The sequence below is a fragment of the Synechococcus sp. CBW1006 genome (assembly GCF_015840525.1).
GTDB lineage: Bacteria > Cyanobacteriota > Cyanobacteriia > PCC-6307 > Cyanobiaceae > CBW1002.
Genome location: NZ_CP060396.1, coordinates 1,642,805 through 1,663,244, shown reverse-complemented (window position 1 = coordinate 1,663,244; position 20,440 = coordinate 1,642,805). Strand labels below are relative to the sequence as shown.

Below are 20,440 nucleotides of genomic sequence, written 5' to 3'. Positions count from 1 at the left end.
TGATGCGTGGAGGCGAACGCGACCGCCTTAGTTGACCTTGATCGGCATGCCGTGGCGCAGGTTGAGCAGGTTGCTGGTGATCACCTGACGGCCGGAATCCAGGCCTTGAAGCACGGGATATCGATTGTTCTGCAGACCACCGAGCTGCACAGGCGTCTGCAGGGCGAAGCGGGCACTGGGCGGCAGAGCCTCCAACTGCTCGATCGGCACCTTGCCCGGCTGCAGTTTCAGTTCAGCCAGGGTGCCGACCCTGAAGACGAAGCTCTGACCAGACGACTGGGTGACAGCCGCGAAGGGCACGGAGGGCAGCTGACGCCGATCCAGCTCGACGGTGGCCCGCAGCCGCTGACCGTTGCGCAGGCCGCCGCCCGGATTGGCGAACGCCGCCTTGACCAGCAGGGCCTGGGAACCCGCCAGCACGTTGGGGTCGACCGAGTCGATCCGGCCCTCCACCAGCACCCGATCCGAGCCGGCCTGCTTGAGGGTCACCGGCAGACCGGGGCGGATTCGATCGGAAAAGATCGCCGGGACATCGATGCGGGCGAAGAGACGATCATTGCGAATCAGGCGGGTGAAGGGATCTCCGGCACTGATCACATCGCCCACCTTCACCTGAACGTCTGCCACCGTGCCGTCGATCGGCGAGCGCAGATCTCGGAACGCCAGATCGGCCCGCTTGGCCAGCACGGCCTCGCGAGACTCGATGTACTGAGCACGGAACTGATCGCGCTGGATTGCACTGGCAGCACCCTGACGTACCAGGTATTCGTAACGCTGGTAATTGAGTTTGTCCTTTTCCTCCCTCGCCAGCAGGGTGGCCAAGTCAGCCTGGAGCTGAACCTGATCGAGCACCAACAACAGCTGGCCGGCCTTGACCTTGTCGCCCTGGCCAATGCCGAGCTGCTGGATCCTGCCGCCGGCCTGGGCGGCCAGCTGTACCTCATCAATGGCCTCAAGGGTGCTGACCGTCTCCACCCGCTCGCTGAAGGGAGCGATCTGAACCGGAGCGGTGCTCACCACCAGGGGCTTGGCCGCTGGAGGCGCGGGCTTGTCACAGGCCGCCAGGAGCAGTGTGCTCAGGGCAACGGCCATGGAGGCGGTCTTCGAGGCCGTGGCGTTGAACCGGCCTGACGCCCTCAAAGTCCAACAAGGGGATCCCGTCGCGCGTCTCAAGCCCAACAAGGTCCATCCCTGATCTGTAGCCCATTCTGAAGGCTGTGGAAGCTCTCCGCCAGAGGGGGTGGCTGGCGCCAGGATCGTCCACAGCAGCAGGACCAGCCGGTGTGAGTGACCTCTTCAGCCATCACAGCGAGCAGCGGCGCGCGGCGGTTGCTCCCCTCGCCGATCGGCTGCGGCCGCGGCGCCTCGAGGAGTTCGTGGGCCAGCAGTCGATTCTGGGGCCCGGCCGGCTGCTGCACCGGGCCATCAGCGCCGACCGGGTGGGCAACCTGATCCTGCATGGCCCGCCGGGTACGGGCAAAACCACCCTGGCCCGGATCATCGCGGCCACCACCCGCGCCCACTTCACCAGCCTCAACGCCGTGCTGGCGGGGGTGAAGGACCTGCGGCTGGCGGTGGAGGAGGCCCGCGCCCGGCTGGAGCGGCACGGCCTGCGCACCCTCCTGTTCATCGATGAAGTGCACCGCTTCAACAGTGCCCAGCAGGACGCGTTGCTGCCCTGGGTGGAGAACGGCACCGTCACCCTGATCGGTGCCACAACCGAGAACCCCTACTTCGAGGTCAACAAGGCACTGGTGAGCCGCTCGCGGCTGTTCCGGCTGCAACCGCTGGAGAGCGGCGATCTGGAGGCGCTGCTGCAGCGGGCCCTCACGGACGTGGAGCGGGGCTATGGCGGCCGGGCGATCCGGCTGCTGCCCGAGGCCGCAGCGCACCTGGTCGACGTGGCCGGAGGGGATGCCCGCAGCCTGCTCAATGCCCTGGAGCTGGCGGTGGAGACGACGGAACCGGATCGGCACGGCACCGTCACCATCGATCTGGCGATCGCGGAGGAGTCGATCCAGCAACGGGCCGTGCTTTACGACAAGCAGGGTGATGCCCACTTCGACACGATCAGCGCCTTCATCAAATCCCTGCGCGGATCCGATCCCGATGCCGCCCTGTTCTGGCTGGCTCGGATGGTGGAGGCCGGGGAGAACCCCCGCTTCCTGTTCCGCCGCATGCTGATCTCGGCCGGAGAAGACGTGGGCCTGGCCGATCCGATGGCCATCGTGGTGGTGGAGGCCTGCGCCGCGGCCTTCGAACGGATCGGCCTGCCCGAGGGTCTCTACCCGCTGGCCCAGGCGGCCCTGTATCTGGCCGGCACCGAGAAAAGCAACAGCACCCTGGGCGTGTTCGATGCGATCAAGGTGGTGCGCACCGCCAACAGGCAACAGGTACCGGCCCATCTGCGCGATGCCAACCGCGATGGGCAGGCCTTTGGTGATGGGGTCGGCTACCGCTACCCGCATGCCTACGCCGAGCACTGGGTGGCCCAGCAGTACCTGCCAGTCGCCCTGCAGGGCGAGGTGTTCTGGCAGCCAGGGGCGGTGGGCTGGGAGGGGCAGCGGCGCCAGCGGCTGCAGGAGCGGCGGGCGGCCCAGCTGGGAGCGGCGGCGGAACTCACCGAGGAGGCCGGGGAGCTGCTCACCAGCAGCCCGGAGGATCCCCGCCTCGAGCGATGGCTGCAGCGCCAGGCCAGTGCCGAAGGCGCCAGGCTCGATCAACTGCGGCAACGATTCTGGAAAGACGCTTGCCTGAAGCGCACCGACCGGGTGCTTGTCCTGGAGGCGCGATCGCTGCTCTGGGCGCTGGATCCCCTGCAGCGGGTCCCGGAAGGTGGTGTGGTGATCGGCCCAGCCACAGACGACGATAGAGAAAGGATTCAAAGCCACCTGGCCCTGCTTGACAGCCTGCAGCGGCCGCGTCTGCTCGGGGCCGGCCCTGCAGGGCTCGGGGCCGCCAGTGGCCTTCTGCACAAGGAGGAGCGTTTCGAATGGATCGTGGCGCGCCAACCACTGCGGCACATCGGGGCCTCCGGCTGGAGCACCTGGCTGCAGCAGCTGGACCAGCTGGCGGCCCCAGCGGCCGAGATCCGCCTGTTGTTCAGCGCACCGATGATCGGGCCGGCCAGCGCCCTGCGCTGCCTGCGCACTTCCATGGCGAAACCCAAGCCATCTGCAGCCCGAGGTGGTGTCGGGTCTGAAGTTCTGGCACGCCTGGAGACACGGGAGCAGGAGTGGTTACGGCAGGAGCTGGCCGCTGAGGGCTGGGCCTTGGCAGGTCTGGGTCAGCGGGGTTGGGAATGCAACAGCGAAGCCTGGGAGGAGTCACTGCCGCTGCCGCTCACGCCATCCCTGCTGGAGCGCTGGTTTGCTCCCGGCAGCGCCTATTGCCGCTGGCTGCAAGAGCAGGGCGAGGGCGAGGCCCTGGCCCTCCTGCTGCAGGACCTGAAAGGCCTGCCGAATGCCGTTCTGCCCCAGCGCCTCGAACATCGGCTGCTGCTAGCCCGCCGCACTGGAGCGTGAACAGCCACGCCACAGGAGGGGCGGATGGGCACAAAAAAGCCCCGGCTGAAGCCGAGGCGGAAAGGACCAAACACGGCCCAGGATCACCAGAGGCCGCGGATGGGCTCAACGGGCATCGGGGCGGGGGCGGCTTGACGGGGAGCAGCCACAGCATCGGCCATCTGGTTGGCCTGGATGCAGGCGGGCAGGAAGACGTACCAGGACAGCAGGGAGGTGCATTGCGCTTCACCCTGGCAACGACCCTCTGCACAGATGTTCTGCTTTCCGTCGTAGGTGTTGCAGGTATCAGCCAGGCGGAAGTCAGTAGGCAGGGCCGCCATGATCCCGGCCGAGGAGATCGAACCATCCACGGAATCGGCAATGATCGCCGAACGCAGCGCCTGGACGGCGTAGGTGTTCATCGTCCAGTAGGGGAAGTAGCTGCGGGTGGCGTTCTTGAGGAACTTGACTCCGTTATCGGAATAGAGGAAACGGGAGACGCCGACCAGGTCGACGCTGTACGTCTTGGACAGACCGGTGCGAACCTCTTCGGAGGTCCAGCCGGAGCGGGCCAGACCGCTGGCAAGACCGCGATCGGTCACATCACCGGAATCAATAAAGGTCGAGAAGGCATCAAGGTTGGTGGACCAGACGGCACCGCCGCTGTTCCAACGAACGGGAAGATCGTTGTCAACTGCGGCAGAGGCCGGCAGAGCAACGGTGGTGAGGGCCGTTCCCACGGCGAGACCGGCAAGCAGGCGCTTCAGCACGGGACATAAAAGGGGACTTCGTTCCAAAACTAGCCTTCAACCGCAAAGACGCCCACGCTGCAAGCCCCTGCTCCTCAACCCGTCACCGAACGATGGACACCAGCAATGCGGTCGTTACACCATCAGCGTCGCAGCCCAGTCGCAACCGAATATCTCCGGACTTGCTGACAGGTCAGATACCAGAAGGAATTCCAACGAGACCAGAGCAACGACAATCTCTTCAGTCCCAGCTCCACACGGTGCAAGGCCGCCCGGGAAGCAAGCCGGGGCCGACGCTGCATTGTCACCAAATGATCACATCGATAGACTGGGTCGCAAATTGCGGCGCATGAGTGCCCGGAGACGCGTGATCCTCATGTTGTCGATTCGCCTTCAACGCCGCCTGGCCAGCGAGTCATATCAGCACAGGCACGAAAAAAATGCACGTGCTTTGCATCACGGCATCCGCCCCAGTAGGTGGGCCCGCGTCACACCCTCCCCTACCGCCGCCCACAGCCACTCCCCCCGCTGACCGCTGCAGCTGGGGGGAGTGGCCCCATCAACCAACTGGCGAAGCTCGCAGCGGGCGTGGTCAAAGCACCAATGATGCAATTCTGCAGCCAGGCTGGAGCGGCGCCACTTGATCGCCGCCTCCTTGTGCACCCAGCTGGTCAGCACGGCCTGCTGCAGGCTTACGGGATCTTGGCTCCAGGGGCCGTCCAGAAGCTGTCGACGCTCCGCTGCAGGGAAGTGACGCTGGATCAACGGGACTGCCGCCAGACGACGGGTCAGGGATTCAATGTCGACACCGATCGGCCGGGGGGACCAGGCCGTCAGCAGGGCGGCACCGCTGTGACTGATGCCGGTCCAGCCGTGCCCGGCCTCCAGACGCGGTGCCTCCCCAGGGGGGCTGTGCAGGGGCACCGCGGCTGGATCACAGCGCAGGGGCTCCGCCAGTTGGGCGCGCAACAGGGCACGACTGGCCGCATAGCAGCTCCGGCGGGGTTCCGCCAGACTCGCGCACCAGCTCCGTTCCTGGTGACTCAGCCGCTCCAGCACATCCGACGGCGTCACCATGGAGACCAGCCACAGCTGGGGGTCCGCTTCTAGGCTCACCCCCTCCGAACTCCGCCCTGCCATGGCCCTCCAGATCGGTGATCCCGCACCAGATTTCACGCTGCCCGACCAGGAGGGCAAGTCCGTGAGCCTGGCGGACTTCCGCGGACAACGCGTGGTGATCTACTTCTATCCCAAGGACGACACGCCGGGCTGCACCAAGGAGGCCTGCAATTTCCGCGACCAGTGGAGCAGCTTCAGCGCCAATGGCATCACGGTGCTGGGCATCAGCAAAGACGGCGCCGCCAGCCATGCCAAGTTCATCGACAAGTACACCCTTCCCTTCACCCTGCTCAGCGATGCGGAGCCCTGCCCGGTGGCCGAGGCCTACGGCAGCTACGGCCTCAAGAAGTTCATGGGCAAGGAGTACATGGGCATGATGCGCCACACCTTCGTGGTTGACCCAGAGGGGAAGATCGAGCTGGTCTACCTCAAGGTCAAGGCGGAGGAAATGGCCGATCAGATCCTTGGAGATCTCGGTCTGGCCTGAGGGTCCTCCAGCTGCACCAGAGCCTCCAGGCAGAGATTCGGGGCATGGATGAGCTGGAGCGGTGCTGCCGCTGGCATGGCCGGCTCGATCAGGGGCAACAGCTGGGCCCCGTCGCCACCGGTGAGCCAGAGGCGGCATCCAGGACAGACAGCCACAGCTTCCGCAGCGGCCGCCACCACCGCCGCCGCCAGACCCCGCACCACGCCTTCGGCCATGGCGGCGGCGGTCTCCTGGGGCCAGGCTGCAGCAGCGCCAACTGGGGAGCTGTCGCTAGGGATCGGAGGCCATGCCTCCATCCGTGGCAACCGCGCTGTTCCTGCCGCCAGCGCCCGCAGCTGCAGGGCGACACCGGCCTGAAGGCGGCCGCCTCGAAAGCGGCCGGTGCCATCCACCAACGTGAGGCTCAGGGCCGTGCCTGCATCCGCCACCAGCACGGGCCTGTGATCCTGCCGCCAGGCCCCCCACCCCGCCAGCGCCCGATCCACACCCAGCCAGGCAGGCATCTCCCGCAGCGGAACCTGGCTCAGATCCAGCCGCGGGGCACCGGCCAGTCCGGCCATTGCAGTGGCCGGAACGGGCCCGACCGCCGCCCAGGCCCTCAGGCCGCCCGCCGGAAACCCAGCCTCAGGCGTGGTGTGGCAGAAGCGCAGGGCGGCACCTGGTTCGGGCGGTCGCTGGGCCCAGTGCCAGCGGCTGTTGCCGATCAACAACCAGCTTGCCAGCGGCTCAGATGCCCTCACCCATCAATCCGGGCAGATGGATGCCACATTCCTGCTTGAGCCCCCCAAAACGCGTGGCCCGGCCAATGGTGCTGCCATCGTCGGGGGCACTGGAATGCCAGTCGCCCACGGTCGTGTAGCCCTGTTCGAACAGCGGATGCTGGGGGAGACCGTGCTCCTCCATGTAGTAGTAAACGTCGCGATTGCTCCAGACCAGCAGGGGCCGCAACGACCAGCGCTGGCGGATCGGATCGAGCACCTGCATGTTGCGGCGGTGATCGGTCTGGCCACCCCGCACACCGCTGGCCCAGCAGCGCACCTGCAGCTCAGCGAAGGCACGGTCCAGCGGTTCCACCTTGCGGATGCGGTGATAGAGCTCCAGATCTTCGACACGGCCGGTTTCCCAGAGCCGGCCATGCAAGGCCTCCATCCGGGCCGGCGACAGCCCCGACTGCGCCACGTGCAGGTTGAGGCCCAGACGGGCCGTGAGCTGATCGGCGTAGCGATAGGTCTCGGGCGGCAGGTAGCCGGTGTCCACCCAGATCACTGGGATGGAGGCACCGCCATCCAGACGGCTCAGCATGTGCAGCAGCACCGCCGACTGGATCCCGAAGCTGGTGGTCAGCGCAAAACCGTCCTGAAACCGATCGAAGGCCCATTGGAGACGCTCCTGGGCCTTGAGCGGATCCAGGTCGGCACGGGCCGCGGCCAGATCGATCGACCGCCCCGCCATGTCAACGGGGAGGGTTGCGGCGGGGGCAGTCACCATGACTCCATCATCGCCCCCGATGGAACGGCTGGTTAGGGTGCCGATAGGGCACGTCTGGATCAGGACACAGGTTTTCCAATCCTGCACCCATCTCCCTCTCCGCCCGCATCAACAGCTCCCAACCTCGCCAGCGGTCCACCGTCCGAGCCCTCCCCATACCCGACCCAGCGTGTCCGACGTGAGCTCCGATCCCATCGCACCTGACACGTCGTCGGCCACAGGATCCATCGATCGCAGCATCGTGATCGTGGGTGGCGGCTTCGGTGGCCTTTACACCGCCCTGGCCCTGGCCCAGCACCGCGATCACCCGCCGATCCTGCTGATCGAGCCCAACGAGCGCTTCGTCTTCCAGCCCCTGCTGTACGAATTGCTCAGTGAGGAGATGCGCAGCTGGGAGATCGCCCCCCGCTACGACAGCCTGCTGGCCAGCCGCGGTATCGCCTGGCTGCAGGACCGGGTGGACCAGGTCGACACCGAACAGCACACGCTCAAAACCCGCAGCGGTCATGAACTCCGCTATGGCCGCCTGGTGATCGCCAGCGGCGGCCAACCCGCCACCTTCAACGTGCCAGGCGCCCTCGAGCACGCCCTCTTCTTCCGCACGCTTCATGACGTGGAACGGCTCCAGGGGCTGGTGCGGCAATTGCGGCAGCAGGCGCTGCCGTTGCAACGCCTGGCGATCGTGGGGGCTGGCCCCAGCGGTGTGGAGCTGGCCTGCAAGCTGGCTGATCTGCTCGGCGGCAGCACGCTGATCGAGCTGATCGAACAGGGGGAGGATCTCCTGCCCCAGGCCCGCTCCTTCAACCGCGAACAGGCGCGGCTGGCCCTGCAACGCCGCGATGTGCGCCTGCGCTGCCGCAACCGGGTGCGGGCCATACATCCCGGCGGCCTGGATCTCCTCCTGCCGGAGCCGGGCAACGAGGCCGGTCGGCAGGAACGTCTGCCGGCGGAAGCGGTGATCTGGACCGCCGGCTTCCAGGCCCGCCCACCGGCCCTCAACCCGCCCGTGCCAGGCGACCGCCTGGGTCGCCTGCCCGGCCAGCCTGACCTGCGGCTGCAGGGGCATCACGACGTCTTTGTGATCGGCGATGGCGCCCATGTGGCCGACGAGGACGGCGAGCCGTTCCCCGCCAATGCCCAGGTGGCTTTTCAGCAGGCCCCCTGCCTTGCCGCCAACCTCCTGCACTCCCTGGCCGGCGAACCGCTGGACTCCTTCCACTGGAACGACCTGGGCGAGATGATCAGCCTCGGGCTCGGCGAAGCCAGCCTCACCGGTGGTGGTTTCACCTTGGCGGGCGCCGCGGCCTTCCAGTTGCGGCGCCTGGCCTACCTGACCCGACTGCCCGGCCTGCCCCTGCAACTCAAGGTGGCGGCCGGCTGGCTCACCGATGGACGCTGAGCGCGATGCAGGCTGACCTGAAGACGGCCGCAGCCTGGCCCCGGCCGCGGGCCCTGCTGCTCGATGCGATGGGCACCCTGATCACCCTGCGCCAGTCGGTGGGGCACACCTACGCCGCCGTGGCCGCTGAGCACGGGCTCACGGTGGAGGCGACCGCCATCGACCGGGTTTTCGGCGCGATCTACCGGCAGGCTCCACCCCTGGCCTTTCCGGGGCTGGAGGGCGCCGAGCTGCTGGCCGCTGAACGGCAGTGGTGGGGGGAGCGCATCTCAACGGCCCTGCACCAGGCGGGCGGCGTGGTGGCACCACCAGAACTGCCATGCGCCCTGTTCGAGCGTTTCGCCGATCCAGCCCTCTGGATGGTCTACGCCGAGGTGCCGGACTGTCTGGCCCGCTGGCAGACCCTGGGGATCCGCCTGGCCGTGGTCAGCAATTTCGACCAGCGTCTCCAGGGCCTGCTGGAGGGGCTGGGCCTGACCAGCTGGCTGGAAGTGGTTGTGGTGTCCAGCAGTGCCGGGGCCGCCAAACCCTCGCCGCTGCCATTCCGGCAGGCGCTCCATCAGCTGCAGCTGGAGCCCGGGCAGGCCTGGCACGTGGGGGACAGCCCGGAGGATGAGCTGGGAGCCGCCGCTGCCGGAGTGCGCTGCCTGCGCCTGGATCGGTCTTGAAACAGGGTGTTCTGGTCGGACGCACCGAAGGGTTGCGCCCCGCCCAGCGGCGGCAGCTGGAGCGCCTCTGTCATCGCCGCCATCGCCCGGACGAAACGGCCGACACGCTGGGGCTGCAGCGCCTGGCGGGGCTCAGCCACGAGCTGGAAACCCCGCTGACCCTGCTGGTGGACGGCCGCGGCCTTGGCCGGCTGCTGTGGGTGGGCCCCCTGGAAACCTCAGGCCGGCTGCTGGAGCGGCTGCCGGGATCGAGCCGACGCCTGGGGGAAGACTGGCGTCTGCTCACCTGCTGCGGCCGCAGCCGCAAGCTCGAACCCGGTACCCAGGAAGGCATCGTGGGGCTGGATCTGGCGCCGCGGCTATGGCTGCGCTTCCCGGATCAACCCGCTGCCGGAGGGCACTGGCCAGCCGGCCTGTTCGTGCCCAGCGGAGCCGGGCAGCCCTGGCAGGGCCTGGAGGAGGGGGATCTGGGCGATCTGTGCGGCCGTGATCCCGCCAGCCTGCCCTGCGCCTCCACCGCCCCTGCCGCCATGGCGCCGGGCGATCGGCCTTCAGCCAGGGGAGCGCCAGCCGCTGGGCAGGAGCGGGTTCTACTGCTGGTCCTCACCCCGAATGACCAGCAGCAGGCCAGCCGGGAGATCGCCGAGCTGGAGGGGCTGGTCCGCAGCGCCGGGGCCGAACCGGTGGGACTGGTGACCCAGCGCCGCCGGCAGGAGTCCCCCCAGAGCCTCTGGGGCGAGGGCAAGCTCAGCGAGGCCGCCCTGGAAGCGCGGCGGCTCGGCGCCAGCCTGGTGGTGACCGATCGGGAACTCAGCCCGGTGCAGGGCCGCAACCTGGAGCGGTTGCTGGATCTGCCGGTGAGCGACCGGAGCGAGCTGATCCTCGACATCTTTGCCCAGCGGGCGGCCAGCGCCGCCGGTCGTTTGCAGGTCGAGCTGGCCCAGCTGCGCTACCGCCTGCCACGGCTCACCGGCCGGGGCCAGAGCCTCTCGCGCCAGGGGGGCGGCATCGGCACACGAGGACCGGGCGAAACCCAGCTCGAGAAAGACCGGCGCGCCATCGCCCGCCGCATCGACCACCTCCAGGCCAAGCTGAAACAGCTGAGCGCCCACCGGGCCCGCCTGCGGCAGCAGCGCCACGGCCTCCGCCGGCTGGCCCTTGTGGGCTACACCAACGCCGGCAAAAGCTCCCTGCTCAATGCACTCACCCGCCGCCAGGGCGATCAGGCAGTCGTGGCAGAGAACAAGCTGTTCGCCACGCTCGATCCCACCACCCGCCGCATCGACCTGATTCCCGCCAGCGGCCCACCTCTGGCGCTGCTGGTCACCGACACGGTGGGCTTCATCCGCGATCTGCCGCCGCCCCTGATCGAAGCCTTCCGCTCCACCCTCGAGGAGACCCTCGATGCCGATGGCCTGCTGCTGGTGGTGGACCTCAGCGATCCAGGCTGGCCGGAACAGATCGCCACGGTGAACGCCATTCTCGATTCGCTCGGCAGCTGCGTTCCACGGCGACTTGTGGCCAACCAGATCGATCGCTGCCCGGCAGGGGAGCTGGAGAGGGCTCTGGCCCTGGAGCCGCAGGCCCTGTTCGTCTCAGCCACGGCAGGGCTGGGCCTCCAGGGGCTGCGGACGGCATTGCAGGATTGGCCGGATTCTTCGATCGAACGCCTGTCATGAGTGCCCTGCTTCAGACGGCACTGCACCCCCAGGCGCTGATCACCCTGGTCGTGTTTGCCCTGGCGATCGTTCTGTTCATCACAGGCTGGCTGGCACCGGAGGTGACCGGACTGCTGGCTGCCGGCCTCTTGATCGCCACGGGAGTCCTGAAGCCCGCAGAGGCGGTGGCCGGGTTCGGAAGCACCGCTCTGATCACTCTGATCGGTCTGTTCGCCCTCTCGGCTGCCCTGTTTCGCTCCGGCGCCCTGGATCGCCTGCGGGGTCTGATCGGCTCGGATGCGGTGCGCAGCCCCAAGCGGATGATCACCCTGATGGTGGCGGTGGTGGGACCGGTGTCGGCCTTCATCCCCAACACCCCGATCGTGGCCACCCTGCTGCCGGTGATCGAAGGCTGGTGCCATCGCCACCGGATCGCCCCCTCCAAGGTGCTGCTGCCCCTCTCCTTCGCCACGGTGCTGGGGGGAACCCTCAGCCTGCTGGGCAGCTCCGTGAACCTGCTGGCCAGCGATGTGAGTGAGAAGCTCGGTTACGGAGCCTTCGATCTGTTCACATTCACAGGCATCGGCCTGGGGGTCTGGCTGGTGGGCGGAACCATGATGGTGCTGCTGGCCGATCGCTTCCTCCCGAACCGAGGTATTGATGACGACGATCTGGTGGGCAGCTTTGCCAGGAGCGGATACCTCACCGAGGTTCTGATTCCAGAGGGCTCCGAGCTGGTGAACCAATCGCTGCACCTGAGCCGCCTGCAGCGCCGCTTTGACGTGGACGTGCTCGAACTGCACCGCGGCAACGAGCGCTTCCTGCCCCCCCTGGCGGATCGCAGCCTTGCGGCGGGTGATCGCCTGCTGCTGCGTTGCAGCCGCGACGATCTGCTGCGGCTGCAACAGGACCACACGATCAGCCTGGCCCCGGCCAGTCAGGATGAGGAAGAAGGTGCTCGGATTGATCCGGGCAGCCAGCGCACTGTCGAAGTGTTGCTGCCCTCGGGATCGACCCTGACAGGAGACTGCCTACGGGATCTTCGGTTTCGCCAGCGCTACAACGCCACCGTCCTGGCCCTGCGCCGCGGCAATGCGGTGCTGCGCGAACAGCTCGGCCAGGCGGTGCTGAGAGAAGGCGACGTGCTGCTGCTGCAGGCGCCCCGGGATGCCATCCGCGGCCTGCAGGCCACCAACGACCTGGTGGTCCTGGAGCAGCTGGAAAAGGATCTCCCCACCGTGAGCCGCAAGCGCTACGCCATTGTGATCGCGGCGCTGGTGATCCTTCTGCCCAGCTTTGAGCTGATGCCGCTGGTGGCTTCGGTGCTGCTCGGCACAGTGGCGATGGTGGCGACGGGCTGCCTCCGGCCCGGCGATCTGCAGCGCTCGATCCGTCTGGACGTGATCCTGCTGCTGGGCTCCCTGGCCAGTTTCAGCGTGGCTCTCGAGAAAACGGGGCTGGCTGAAGCGATCGCCACGGCCCTGCTGAGTGGCTTACACACCTGGTCGGTGTTCTGGGCTCTTGTGGTGGTGTTCCTGTTCACCACCCTGCTGACTGAAGTGATGAGCAATGCGGCCACCGTGGCCCTGCTGATCCCGATCGGAGCCCAGCTGGCCAACGGGCTCGGCCAGCCACCGATGGCCTTTATTTTCACCGTGTTGTTCGGGGCCAGCCAGAGCTTCCTCAGCCCTGTGGGCTACCAGACCAATCTGATGGTGTTCGGACCGGGCCGCTATCGGTTCCTCGACGTGGCTCGCTACGGCGTTCCCCTGACACTGACCATGACCTTCCTGGTTCCCTGGCTGGTGTGCCGTCAGTTCAGTCTGTAGCGGTCGCGAAGAAGCCGCTGCTGTGCCACGATCGGCAACTGGCCTTCCCTTGCCACACTTCTCTGATCATGGCTCTGCAGCTCGGCGACACCGTTCCCGATTTCACCCAGGATTCCCAGCTGGGTACGATCAATCTCTACGACTTTGCCGGCAACAGCTGGGTCGTCCTGTTCTCCCACCCCGCCGACTACACCCCGGTCTGCACCACGGAGCTGGGCGAAGTAGCCCGCCTTCGCCCGGAATGGGAGAAGCGCAATGTCAAGACGATTGCCCTGAGTGTCGACTCAGCCGAGAGCCACAAGGGCTGGATCGGTGATATCAATGAGACCCAGAACACCACCGTCGACTATCCGATTCTGGCGGATGCCGACAAGTCGGTGAGCGACCTGTACGGGATGATCCACCCGAACTCCCTCAACAATCTCACGGTGCGGTCGGTGTTCATCATCGATCCCAGCAAGAAGTTGCGCCTGCAAATCACCTATCCCGCCAGCACGGGTCGCAATTTTGACGAAATCCTGCGCGTGATTGATTCACTTCAACTCACCGATTCCCACCAGGTGGCCACACCGGTGAACTGGAATGATGGCGACGACTGCGTGGTGGTGCCCTCCATTCCCACCGAAGAAGCCCGCACCAAGTTCCCCAAGGGTGTCACGGAAGTGAAGCCCTATCTGCGCATGACCCCGCAGCCCAACAAGTGATCGGATCCTGATCCGAGAGCCAACCCCTCCTGCCATGGCGCCACGCCCAAAGCGTCCCCCAGGGCATCGCTACCGCTGGCATCAGCGTCTCAGCGTTCCCCAGTTCACGGCGATCACCGGACTTCTGGTGATCGCTTTCGGAACGTTCATCCTGGCCTCACCGCTCTGCTCCACCAAAACGGTGGGGCTCTGGGAAGCCCTGTTCACCGTGACCTCCGCGATCACGGTGACCGGCCTTTCGGTCATTGATGTCGGAACCGAGTTGACCCCTATCGGGCAGGTGGCTTTAGCGGGTCTGATCATCACCGGTGGGCTCGGGCTGATGGCGATCACCACCTTTCTGCAGGGGTTCGTACAGGGGCACTCCGGCCTGAGGCACCGGCTTGACAAGGGCCGGGCCCTTGATGAATTCGGGGTCGGCGGCATCGGGCCGACCTTCCGGTCAATCCTGATCACAGCCGGCTGCGTGATGGGGATCGGCACCCTGATCCTGTTCAGCTTCGGCTTCAATGACATCCCCAATCTGGGGGAACGGCTCTGGGCCTCGATGTTCCACTGCATCAGCGCTTACAACAACGCTGGTTTCGGATTATGGAGCGACAGCCTGGTGCGCTACCGCAGCAATCCGGTGGTGAATCTGGTGATCGCCAGCATGATCGTGATGGGCGGTCTTGGATGGAGAGTCACCAATGATCTCTGGGTCAATCGCTTCCGCCTGCGGCGCCTGAATCGCCTGAGCATGCACACCCGTCTCGTGATTCGCAGCACGATCGGTCTGATTCTGGTCGGGACTATCGGCCTTCTCCTGACTGAGCATCTCGATACCGAGGGGCTTCTGATGCAGAAGCTCGATACCCTGGACAAACTTCAGGTGAGTTTGTTCCAGTCAATCACCACACGCACCGCTGGCTTCAACACGATTCCCCTCACCACCAGCACGCTCTCCGATGCAGGCCTGTTGCTGATGATGGGGCTGATGTTCATTGGCGCCAGTCCCGGTGGCACCGGTGGCGGCATCAAAACCACCACCTTTGCGGCCCTGATGGCAGCCACCCGCTCCACCCTGCGAGCTGAAGACGGCGTGGTGGTGCGCAATCGCGAGATTCCAGCCAAGGTCGTACTGCGGGCCGTCGGGGTCACCCTGGCCTCGCTGCTGTTCGTTCTCGGGATGGCCCTGCTGCTGGCCCTCGACAACATCGGCGGTGGCGGCAGCGCCGAGACCGAGGCCTTCACCTTCCTTGAAAAACTGTTCACCTGCGTCTCCGCCTTCAGCACCGTGGGGCTGGATGTGGATGTCACAGTCCACCTGGATCGCTGGGGCCAGGCGGTCTTGATGGTGGGCATGTACGTCGGCCGACTGGGAATCCTGCTGCTGCTCTCTGCGTTCTATGGCAGTCGCCCTCAGACTCGGGTCAAGTATCCCAAGGAAGAGCTCTACATCTGAACCGTCGAACCAGCACCGACCAGCCAGGCCCCATCCAAACTTCTCCAGCGACCAGTGCAGGCAGACAGGCGACACAGACGGCCTAAACAGAAGCCCAGACCACGCAGCCAAGTCAGAAGCCCCAGGCAGACAGCCAATCCAGACGGCCAATCCAGACAGCCCATGCGGACAGCGAAACCTGACGGAGCTTCCGCACGCACCACCCCCACCGACCACACCAACCACACCGACCAGAGGATGCAGCGGGAATGAACCAGTGGTGGCAATGGCAGGGAAGCGAGGATCGCTTCGAAGACAGCTTCGCCGTGATCGGGGTGGGACGCTTCGGTGGTGCCGTCTGTAAGTCGCTCGCCAGCGCTGGTGCCGACGTGCTGGCGATTGACAGCAGTCAGCGAGCCATTGACGAGTTGCGTCAGGCCGATCCGGGCATTGAGGGTCGGGTGGTGGACTGCACTGATGAAGAGGCCCTGCGGGCCTCGGGAGTGCTGGATCTCGGCACGGTGGTGGTGGCGATCAGCGAGCCCCTCGAGGCCAGCATCACCGCCACCCTGATCGCCAAGGACAGCAGCGACAGCCGCGTCAAACACGTGATCGCGCGGGCCACCAGCGATCTGCACGAGAAGATGCTGCGCCGGGTCGGCGCCGACCGGGTGGTGTTTCCCTCGAAGATGCAGGGAGAACGCCTGGGGCTGGAGCTGGTGCGTCCGAACCTGCTGGAACGCCTGCGGCTGGACGACCGCAACAGCATCGAGGAGATCAAAGTGCCCCGCGCCTTTGTCGGGCACTCCCTGCGGGACATCAACCTGCGCAAGAACTACAACGTCAGCGTGCTGGCGGCCGGCCCCCAGAACCAGCTGACCGTCAACCCACCGGCCTCCCATGTGCTCAATGAAGGCGAACTGCTGGTGGTGATGGGCACCAGCACGGCGCTGGAAGCGCTTCCCTCCACCTGATCGCCATGCGCGTGGTCGGCCTGATGAGCGGCACCAGCGCCGATGGCGTGGACGCGGTGCTGGCCGCCTTCTCAGGCCCGCCCCAACGTCCCCGCTGGCAGTTGCTTGGGCGGGCCTCCGTTCCCTATCCCGACGACCTCCGCCAGCGGCTGCTGGCGTTGGGCCAGGGAGCCTCGTGCACCTCGGCGGAGCTCCTTGACCTGAGCGAGGCCGTGACCGAGGTGCAGGCCGAGGCGGCCCGCCATGCCGATCCCGGTGCCACAGCCGCTCTGGTGGGCTGCCACGGTCAGACGCTCTGGCACCGCCCCCCTACGGGCGATCGCCGTGGCGCCAGCCTGCAGCTGCTGCAGGGCACGTTGCTGGCTTCCCTGCTGCAGCGACCGGTGGTTCACGACTTCCGGGCTGCCGATCTGGCCCTGGGGGGGCAGGGGGCGCCGCTGGTTCCCCCCTGTGATGCGGCACTGCTGGGCAGCACCGGTGGCTGGCGCGCCCTGCTCAACCTGGGAGGCATCGCCAACCTCACCCTGCTGCCGCCCCGCCACGGTCCCGATCGCCACGCGTCGGTACGCGGCTGGGATTGCGGCCCGGCCAACACCCTGCTGGACCTGGCCGTGGAGCAATTCAGCCAGGGACAGCTGAGCTTCGATGACGGGGGCGCCTGGGCAGCACGCGGCAGGGTGCAGACAACGGTGCTGGAGCGCTGGCTGCAGGAGCCCTATCTGCTCCAGCACCCACCCAAGTCGACCGGCCGGGAATTGTTCGGCCAGGCCGACCTGCAACGCCGCCTGGCGGACCTGGCCCAGACCAGCGCGGCTACCCGCGACAGCACCGACTTCGCCGCCGACAGTCTCGCCACCCTGACGGCCTTCAGCGCCGCGACCGTGGCCCAGGATCTCCAGCGCGGTCCACGGCCAATCGAACTGCTTGTCGCCGGAGGAGGCGGCCGCAACCAGACCCTGATGCGGGAGCTGCGGCGCCGCTGCCGGGGCATGAGCGTGCGACCCCTGCAGGAGCTGGGCATCGGCGATCTGGAGAGGGAAGCCCTGGCCTTCGCGTTGCTGGCCTGGTGGCACCAGCAGGGCCACCCCGGCTCCCTGCCAGCGGTGACCGGCGCCCGTCAGGAGGCCGTGCTGGGGACTTGCGCCAGGCCTGCAGGGCTGTCACCTGATCGCTGCGGCTGATCCCGCGTCAAGCGCGAGGGCGGAACAGCCGTAAGCGGCGGGTTCTCTGAAGCCGTTGGCCTCGATTCTGCTCCTGACGCACGAGGGCCGCACGAAAGCGATCGGCCTGGACCTCGCTCGGCAGCAGACCGGAGTCGCCGGCCAGAAGCTGCTGCCGCTCCATCCGCTCCACACCCTGCTGGATCAGCACCCGCGCCATGTTGCTGACGGTGCGGGAATCCCGCTCCGCCAGAGCCGTGAGCCGGTCGCATAGATCCTCCGGCAAGACCACCTGAATCCGCGGCGACTTTGAGCGGCCACTGGAGGATGTCTGTCGGGTAGGCACGGCGCAGTGGAGGGTGGATGGCTCACGGGCGGAGACGCCCGGACAAAGGCCGCACTGGACAGCACCAATGACCACCAGTGTACAAACACACCCTTGGGTAGTATCCAAGCCTATGCTGTAGCCAGACCCGGCCCTCGGCCATGGCGCCTCGCTCCAACGGCCCCACCACCACCTCCGCCCAAAGCAGTGGTGATGTGCTGGTATCAGCCGTGATCAGCCCCTACCTGCTCACCCACCTGCACCACGTGCTGCAACGGGCGGAATTCGGAGCCCGTCAGGACGGGCAGAGCAGCCTGGCAGCCAACTACGCCCAGCTCCGCCAGGTGCTCTGCCAGGAAGCCCGCAGCCTCAAGGGCGAAACCGCTGACAACGAGGCCAAGTCCTGAGTGCCCTTCCCTACGGAACGCGAACAACCGCGTCCCAGGGCACACTGTGGGGCACCTCCACTGCATAGGGTCAAGCCATCCGTGGCCGAGCGATGAGCAACGCACCCCAGCTCTACGCGCGCATCAGCGCCGATGCGGCACTCACCCAGGACCTGTTCCGCCAGGCCCTGCAGGACCCCAGCGGCGCCCTGCAGAGGATCGTGGCGCTCGGTGAGGCCGAAGGTCTGCCGGTGAGCCCTGAGGAGGTGAAGGCCCACATCGCCAGCCTGGAGGACGGCGACACCAAGCAGTGGCTGGTCAAGGCGCGGGGCGGACTGTGATTCCGGCCAGGGGAACGGAGCCCCTCGGCACCCCGGGATCGCGGGATCGGGACTGGCTCGAACCTGGCGGACTGACAGGGATCTCTCCGGGGCGGCGCTGGGCCCCACCACCCTGGGCCCAGCTGAAGAAGAGCCAGTAACTCACGATCGCCAGACCTGCCGCCACCACCAGAGCGGCCACCTGCTCGAGGCGCTTGATCATCCCAACGAGCAGCCGAGGTTCTGAAAACCACTTTGCCGGACGCTGATCCGGTGGGCGGATCTCAGGGGTTCCGGTCGGGAGGATGGCCAGGGATGATGCAGGCAACGCACCGGAACCGGCAGGATTCCGTGGCTCCTGCTTACCCATACCCACGCCGCCGTGCTTCGTCTCGAACGGATCAGCAAGATCTATCCCACCGGTGAAGTGCTGCGGGATGTCACCTGGGAGGTGAAGGCCGGTGAACGCATCGGCCTGGTGGGCGTGAACGGTGCCGGCAAATCCACCCAGATGCGGATCATTGCCGGCCTGGAGGAGGCCAGCGGCGGCCAGGTGGTGAAACAGGGGGAGCCGCGCATCGCCTACCTCCAGCAGGAATTCGATGTCGATCCCGAGCGCACCGTGCGCGAAGAGCTGTTTCAGGCCTTCGGCGAAGCGGCCGAGGTGCTGATCCGCCAGCATCAGGTTGAGCACGCCATGGCCAGCGAGCAGGCCGCCTGCGATCCCGATCACCTCGATGAGCTGATCCACGAGCTCGGCCGGCTGCACAGCCGCTTCGAGGCCCTGCACGGCTACGAACTCGACGCCCGCATCGACAAATTGCTGCCCACGATCGGCTTCACCCCCGAAGGCGCCGAGCTGCTGGTGGGCGACTACTCCGGCGGCTGGCAGATGCGCATCGCCCTGGGCAAGATCCTGTTGCAGGAACCGGATCTGCTGCTGCTGGATGAGCCGACCAACCACCTGGATGTGGAGACGATCCAGTGGCTGGAGAGCTACCTAATCGAGCAGAGCGCCGCCCTGGTGGTGATCAGCCATGACCGCACCTTTCTCGATCGGGTCTGCACCCAGATCGTGGAGACCGAACGTGGCGTCTCACGGACCTACCTGGGCAACTACAGCCAGCATCTGGAGCAGAAGGCGCTGGAGCGCGAGGCCAGTCAGGCCGCCTTCGATCGGCAGCAGAAGGAACTGGCCAGCCAGCAGGCCTATGTCGACCGCTTCCGGGCCAGCGCCACCCGCTCCACCCAGGCCAAGAGCCGGGAAAAGCTGCTTGAGAAGGTCGAACGGATCGAAGCCCCGATCGAGAGTGTCTCCGGTCCACGCTTCCGCTTTCCCGAAGCCCCCCGCTCCGGGCGACTGGTGGCCGAGTTCCGCGATCTCACCCACAGCTATGGCGACAAGATCCTGTTCCTCGGCGCCGAACTGGAGGTGGAGCGGGGCGATCGGATCGCCTTCGTGGGGCCGAACGGAGCCGGCAAGTCGACCCTGCTTCGGCTGGTGATGGGCCTGGAGGCGCCGGATGAGGGCCGGGCCGGGCTGGGTGAGCACAACGTGATCGCCGGCTATTTCGAGCAGAACCAGGCCGAAGCCCTCGACCTGGACAAGACCGTGATCGACACCGTGTTCGAAGCGGTACCGGACTGGACCCAGACCCAGGTGCGCTCCCTGCTGGGCAGCTTCTGCCTCAGCAATGAGGCGGTGTTCAAGGAAGCCGGCAAGCTCAGCGGCGGAGAGAAGGCACGCCTGGCCCTGGCGCTGATGCTGCTGAAGCCCTGCAACCTGCTGGTGCTGGACGAGCCCACCAACCACCTCGACATCCCCGCCAAGCAGATGCTGGAGAACGCGCTGCAGGAGTACGAGGGCGCGGCCCTGCTGGTCTCCCACGACCGCTACTTCATCTCCCGGGTCGCCAACCGGATCGTCGAACTGCGCGAGGGGGAGCTGGTGGTCTACCGGGGCGACTACGCCTACTACCTGCAGAAGAAACAGGAGGAAGCCGAAGCGGCCCGCCAGGCCCTGGAGACGGAAGCCAGAACCCGCAAACAGGCTGCCAACCGCGAGAAGCAGCGCGAGCGCCTGCGCAACAAGCAGGCCAGCAAGAACGATGGCGGCAAGCAACGACAGCCGGCCTGCTGATTGCCGGCTTTGCCGGCAGACGGGCTCTTGCCGGCCGGCCGGCCGGCCGACGGAGGAACCTCAGCGCGGAGCTGGAAAACACAACTTCATAGACGAGTAAGCAACTCG

General features: G+C 66.7%; 20 protein-coding genes. 13 read left to right on the top strand and 7 right to left on the bottom strand.

The genetic code is table 11. The features are described 5' to 3' along the window. Positions 1–27: 27 nt before the first annotated feature. A complete protein-coding gene (locus H8F26_RS07960; protein ID WP_197158663.1) occupies positions 28–1,092 on the bottom strand; it encodes an efflux RND transporter periplasmic adaptor subunit in 1,065 nt (354 codons plus the stop codon). A gap of 191 nt (positions 1,093–1,283) precedes the next feature. On the opposite strand from H8F26_RS07960, the gene H8F26_RS07955 reads away from it, so the two are divergent. Beyond that, a complete protein-coding gene (locus H8F26_RS07955) occupies positions 1,284–3,524 on the top strand; it encodes an AAA family ATPase (protein ID WP_197158662.1) in 2,241 nt (746 codons plus the stop codon). Between the two features lie 83 nt (positions 3,525–3,607). Here the strand turns inward: H8F26_RS07955 and H8F26_RS07950 are convergent, their stop codons facing one another. Then, positions 3,608–4,273, bottom strand: a complete 666-nt coding sequence (locus H8F26_RS07950; protein WP_197158661.1) for an alpha/beta hydrolase — start codon at positions 4,271–4,273, stop codon at positions 3,608–3,610. 435 nt (positions 4,274–4,708) lie between these two features. Beyond that, entirely contained in the window at positions 4,709–5,329 is a 621-nt protein-coding gene (locus H8F26_RS07945) for a 4'-phosphopantetheinyl transferase superfamily protein (protein ID WP_197158660.1), read from the bottom strand. A 61-nt stretch (positions 5,330–5,390) separates the two neighbouring features. Here H8F26_RS07945 and bcp point away from each other — a divergent pair, with 61 nt between their 5' ends. Next, positions 5,391–5,858 (top strand): thioredoxin-dependent thiol peroxidase, encoded by a 468-nt coding sequence (gene bcp, locus H8F26_RS07940; protein ID WP_197158659.1) that lies wholly within the window; start codon positions 5,391–5,393, stop codon positions 5,856–5,858. Here bcp and H8F26_RS07935 read toward each other — a convergent pair. After that, positions 5,828–6,598, bottom strand: a complete 771-nt coding sequence (locus tag H8F26_RS07935) for a type III pantothenate kinase (protein WP_197158658.1) — start codon at positions 6,596–6,598, stop codon at positions 5,828–5,830. The genes bcp and H8F26_RS07935 overlap by 31 nt on opposite strands. After that, on the bottom strand, positions 6,585–7,346 hold the full coding sequence (locus H8F26_RS07930; protein ID WP_197158657.1) for a phosphoadenylyl-sulfate reductase: 762 nt from the start codon (positions 7,344–7,346) through the stop codon (positions 6,585–6,587). The genes H8F26_RS07935 and H8F26_RS07930 overlap by 14 nt, the downstream gene beginning before the upstream one ends. A gap of 178 nt (positions 7,347–7,524) precedes the next feature. On the opposite strand from H8F26_RS07930, the gene H8F26_RS07925 reads away from it, so the two are divergent. The 8 genes from H8F26_RS07925 to H8F26_RS07890 all read left to right on the top strand — a co-directional run bounded on the left by H8F26_RS07925 (position 7,525) and on the right by H8F26_RS07890 (position 17,182). Beyond that, positions 7,525–8,745: an NAD(P)/FAD-dependent oxidoreductase gene (locus H8F26_RS07925; protein WP_231598200.1), complete on the top strand. Its 1,221-nt coding sequence runs from the start codon at positions 7,525–7,527 to the stop codon at positions 8,743–8,745. Positions 8,746–8,750: 5 nt separating this feature from the next. Beyond that, complete coding sequence (locus H8F26_RS07920) at positions 8,751–9,413, top strand: HAD-IA family hydrolase (protein WP_197158655.1); 663 nt, start codon at positions 8,751–8,753, stop codon at positions 9,411–9,413. After that, positions 9,410–11,092, top strand: coding sequence for a GTPase HflX (gene hflX / locus H8F26_RS07915; protein ID WP_197158654.1), 1,683 nt, complete (start codon positions 9,410–9,412; stop codon positions 11,090–11,092). The genes H8F26_RS07920 and hflX overlap by 4 nt, the downstream gene beginning before the upstream one ends. Beyond that, positions 11,089–12,900, top strand: coding sequence for an SLC13 family permease (locus H8F26_RS07910; RefSeq protein ID WP_197158653.1), 1,812 nt, complete (start codon positions 11,089–11,091; stop codon positions 12,898–12,900). Before hflX ends, H8F26_RS07910 begins: the two co-directional genes overlap by 4 nt. A gap of 68 nt (positions 12,901–12,968) precedes the next feature. Further along, positions 12,969–13,604 carry a peroxiredoxin gene (locus H8F26_RS07905; protein WP_197158652.1) on the top strand — a complete coding sequence of 212 codons (636 nt, stop codon included), beginning with the start codon at positions 12,969–12,971 and terminating at the stop codon, positions 13,602–13,604. A gap of 34 nt (positions 13,605–13,638) precedes the next feature. Then, positions 13,639–15,048 carry a TrkH family potassium uptake protein gene (locus H8F26_RS07900; RefSeq protein WP_197158651.1) on the top strand — a complete coding sequence of 470 codons (1,410 nt, stop codon included), beginning with the start codon at positions 13,639–13,641 and terminating at the stop codon, positions 15,046–15,048. 248 nt (positions 15,049–15,296) lie between these two features. Further along, positions 15,297–16,001, top strand: coding sequence for a TrkA family potassium uptake protein (locus H8F26_RS07895; RefSeq protein ID WP_197158650.1), 705 nt, complete (start codon positions 15,297–15,299; stop codon positions 15,999–16,001). Positions 16,002–16,006: 5 nt separating this feature from the next. Next, positions 16,007–17,182: an anhydro-N-acetylmuramic acid kinase gene (locus H8F26_RS07890; RefSeq protein ID WP_197158649.1), complete on the top strand. Its 1,176-nt coding sequence runs from the start codon at positions 16,007–16,009 to the stop codon at positions 17,180–17,182. A gap of 7 nt (positions 17,183–17,189) precedes the next feature. Here H8F26_RS07890 and H8F26_RS07885 read toward each other — a convergent pair whose 3' ends face one another. Beyond that, positions 17,190–17,507, bottom strand: coding sequence for a hypothetical protein (locus H8F26_RS07885; protein WP_197158648.1), 318 nt, complete (start codon positions 17,505–17,507; stop codon positions 17,190–17,192). Between the two features lie 140 nt (positions 17,508–17,647). Between H8F26_RS07885 and H8F26_RS07880 the strand changes: the two genes are divergently transcribed. Both H8F26_RS07880 and H8F26_RS07875 read left to right on the top strand, forming a co-directional pair. Further along, a complete protein-coding gene (locus H8F26_RS07880) occupies positions 17,648–17,893 on the top strand; it encodes a hypothetical protein (protein WP_231598199.1) in 246 nt (81 codons plus the stop codon). 92 nt (positions 17,894–17,985) lie between these two features. Next, the gene (locus H8F26_RS07875; protein ID WP_197158647.1) at positions 17,986–18,213 is read left to right on the top strand and encodes a hypothetical protein; all 228 of its coding nucleotides are present in this window, start codon (positions 17,986–17,988) and stop codon (positions 18,211–18,213) included. On the opposite strand, the gene H8F26_RS07870 is transcribed toward H8F26_RS07875, so the two are convergent. Further along, complete coding sequence (locus H8F26_RS07870) at positions 18,191–18,415, bottom strand: hypothetical protein (protein WP_197158646.1); 225 nt, start codon at positions 18,413–18,415, stop codon at positions 18,191–18,193. The two genes, H8F26_RS07875 and H8F26_RS07870, sit on opposite strands and share 23 nt — an antisense overlap. A gap of 159 nt (positions 18,416–18,574) precedes the next feature. Here H8F26_RS07870 and H8F26_RS07865 point away from each other — a divergent pair, with 159 nt between their 5' ends. Beyond that, positions 18,575–20,332, top strand: a complete 1,758-nt coding sequence (locus tag H8F26_RS07865; protein WP_197158645.1) for an ATP-binding cassette domain-containing protein — start codon at positions 18,575–18,577, stop codon at positions 20,330–20,332. Positions 20,333–20,440 lie beyond the last annotated feature (108 nt).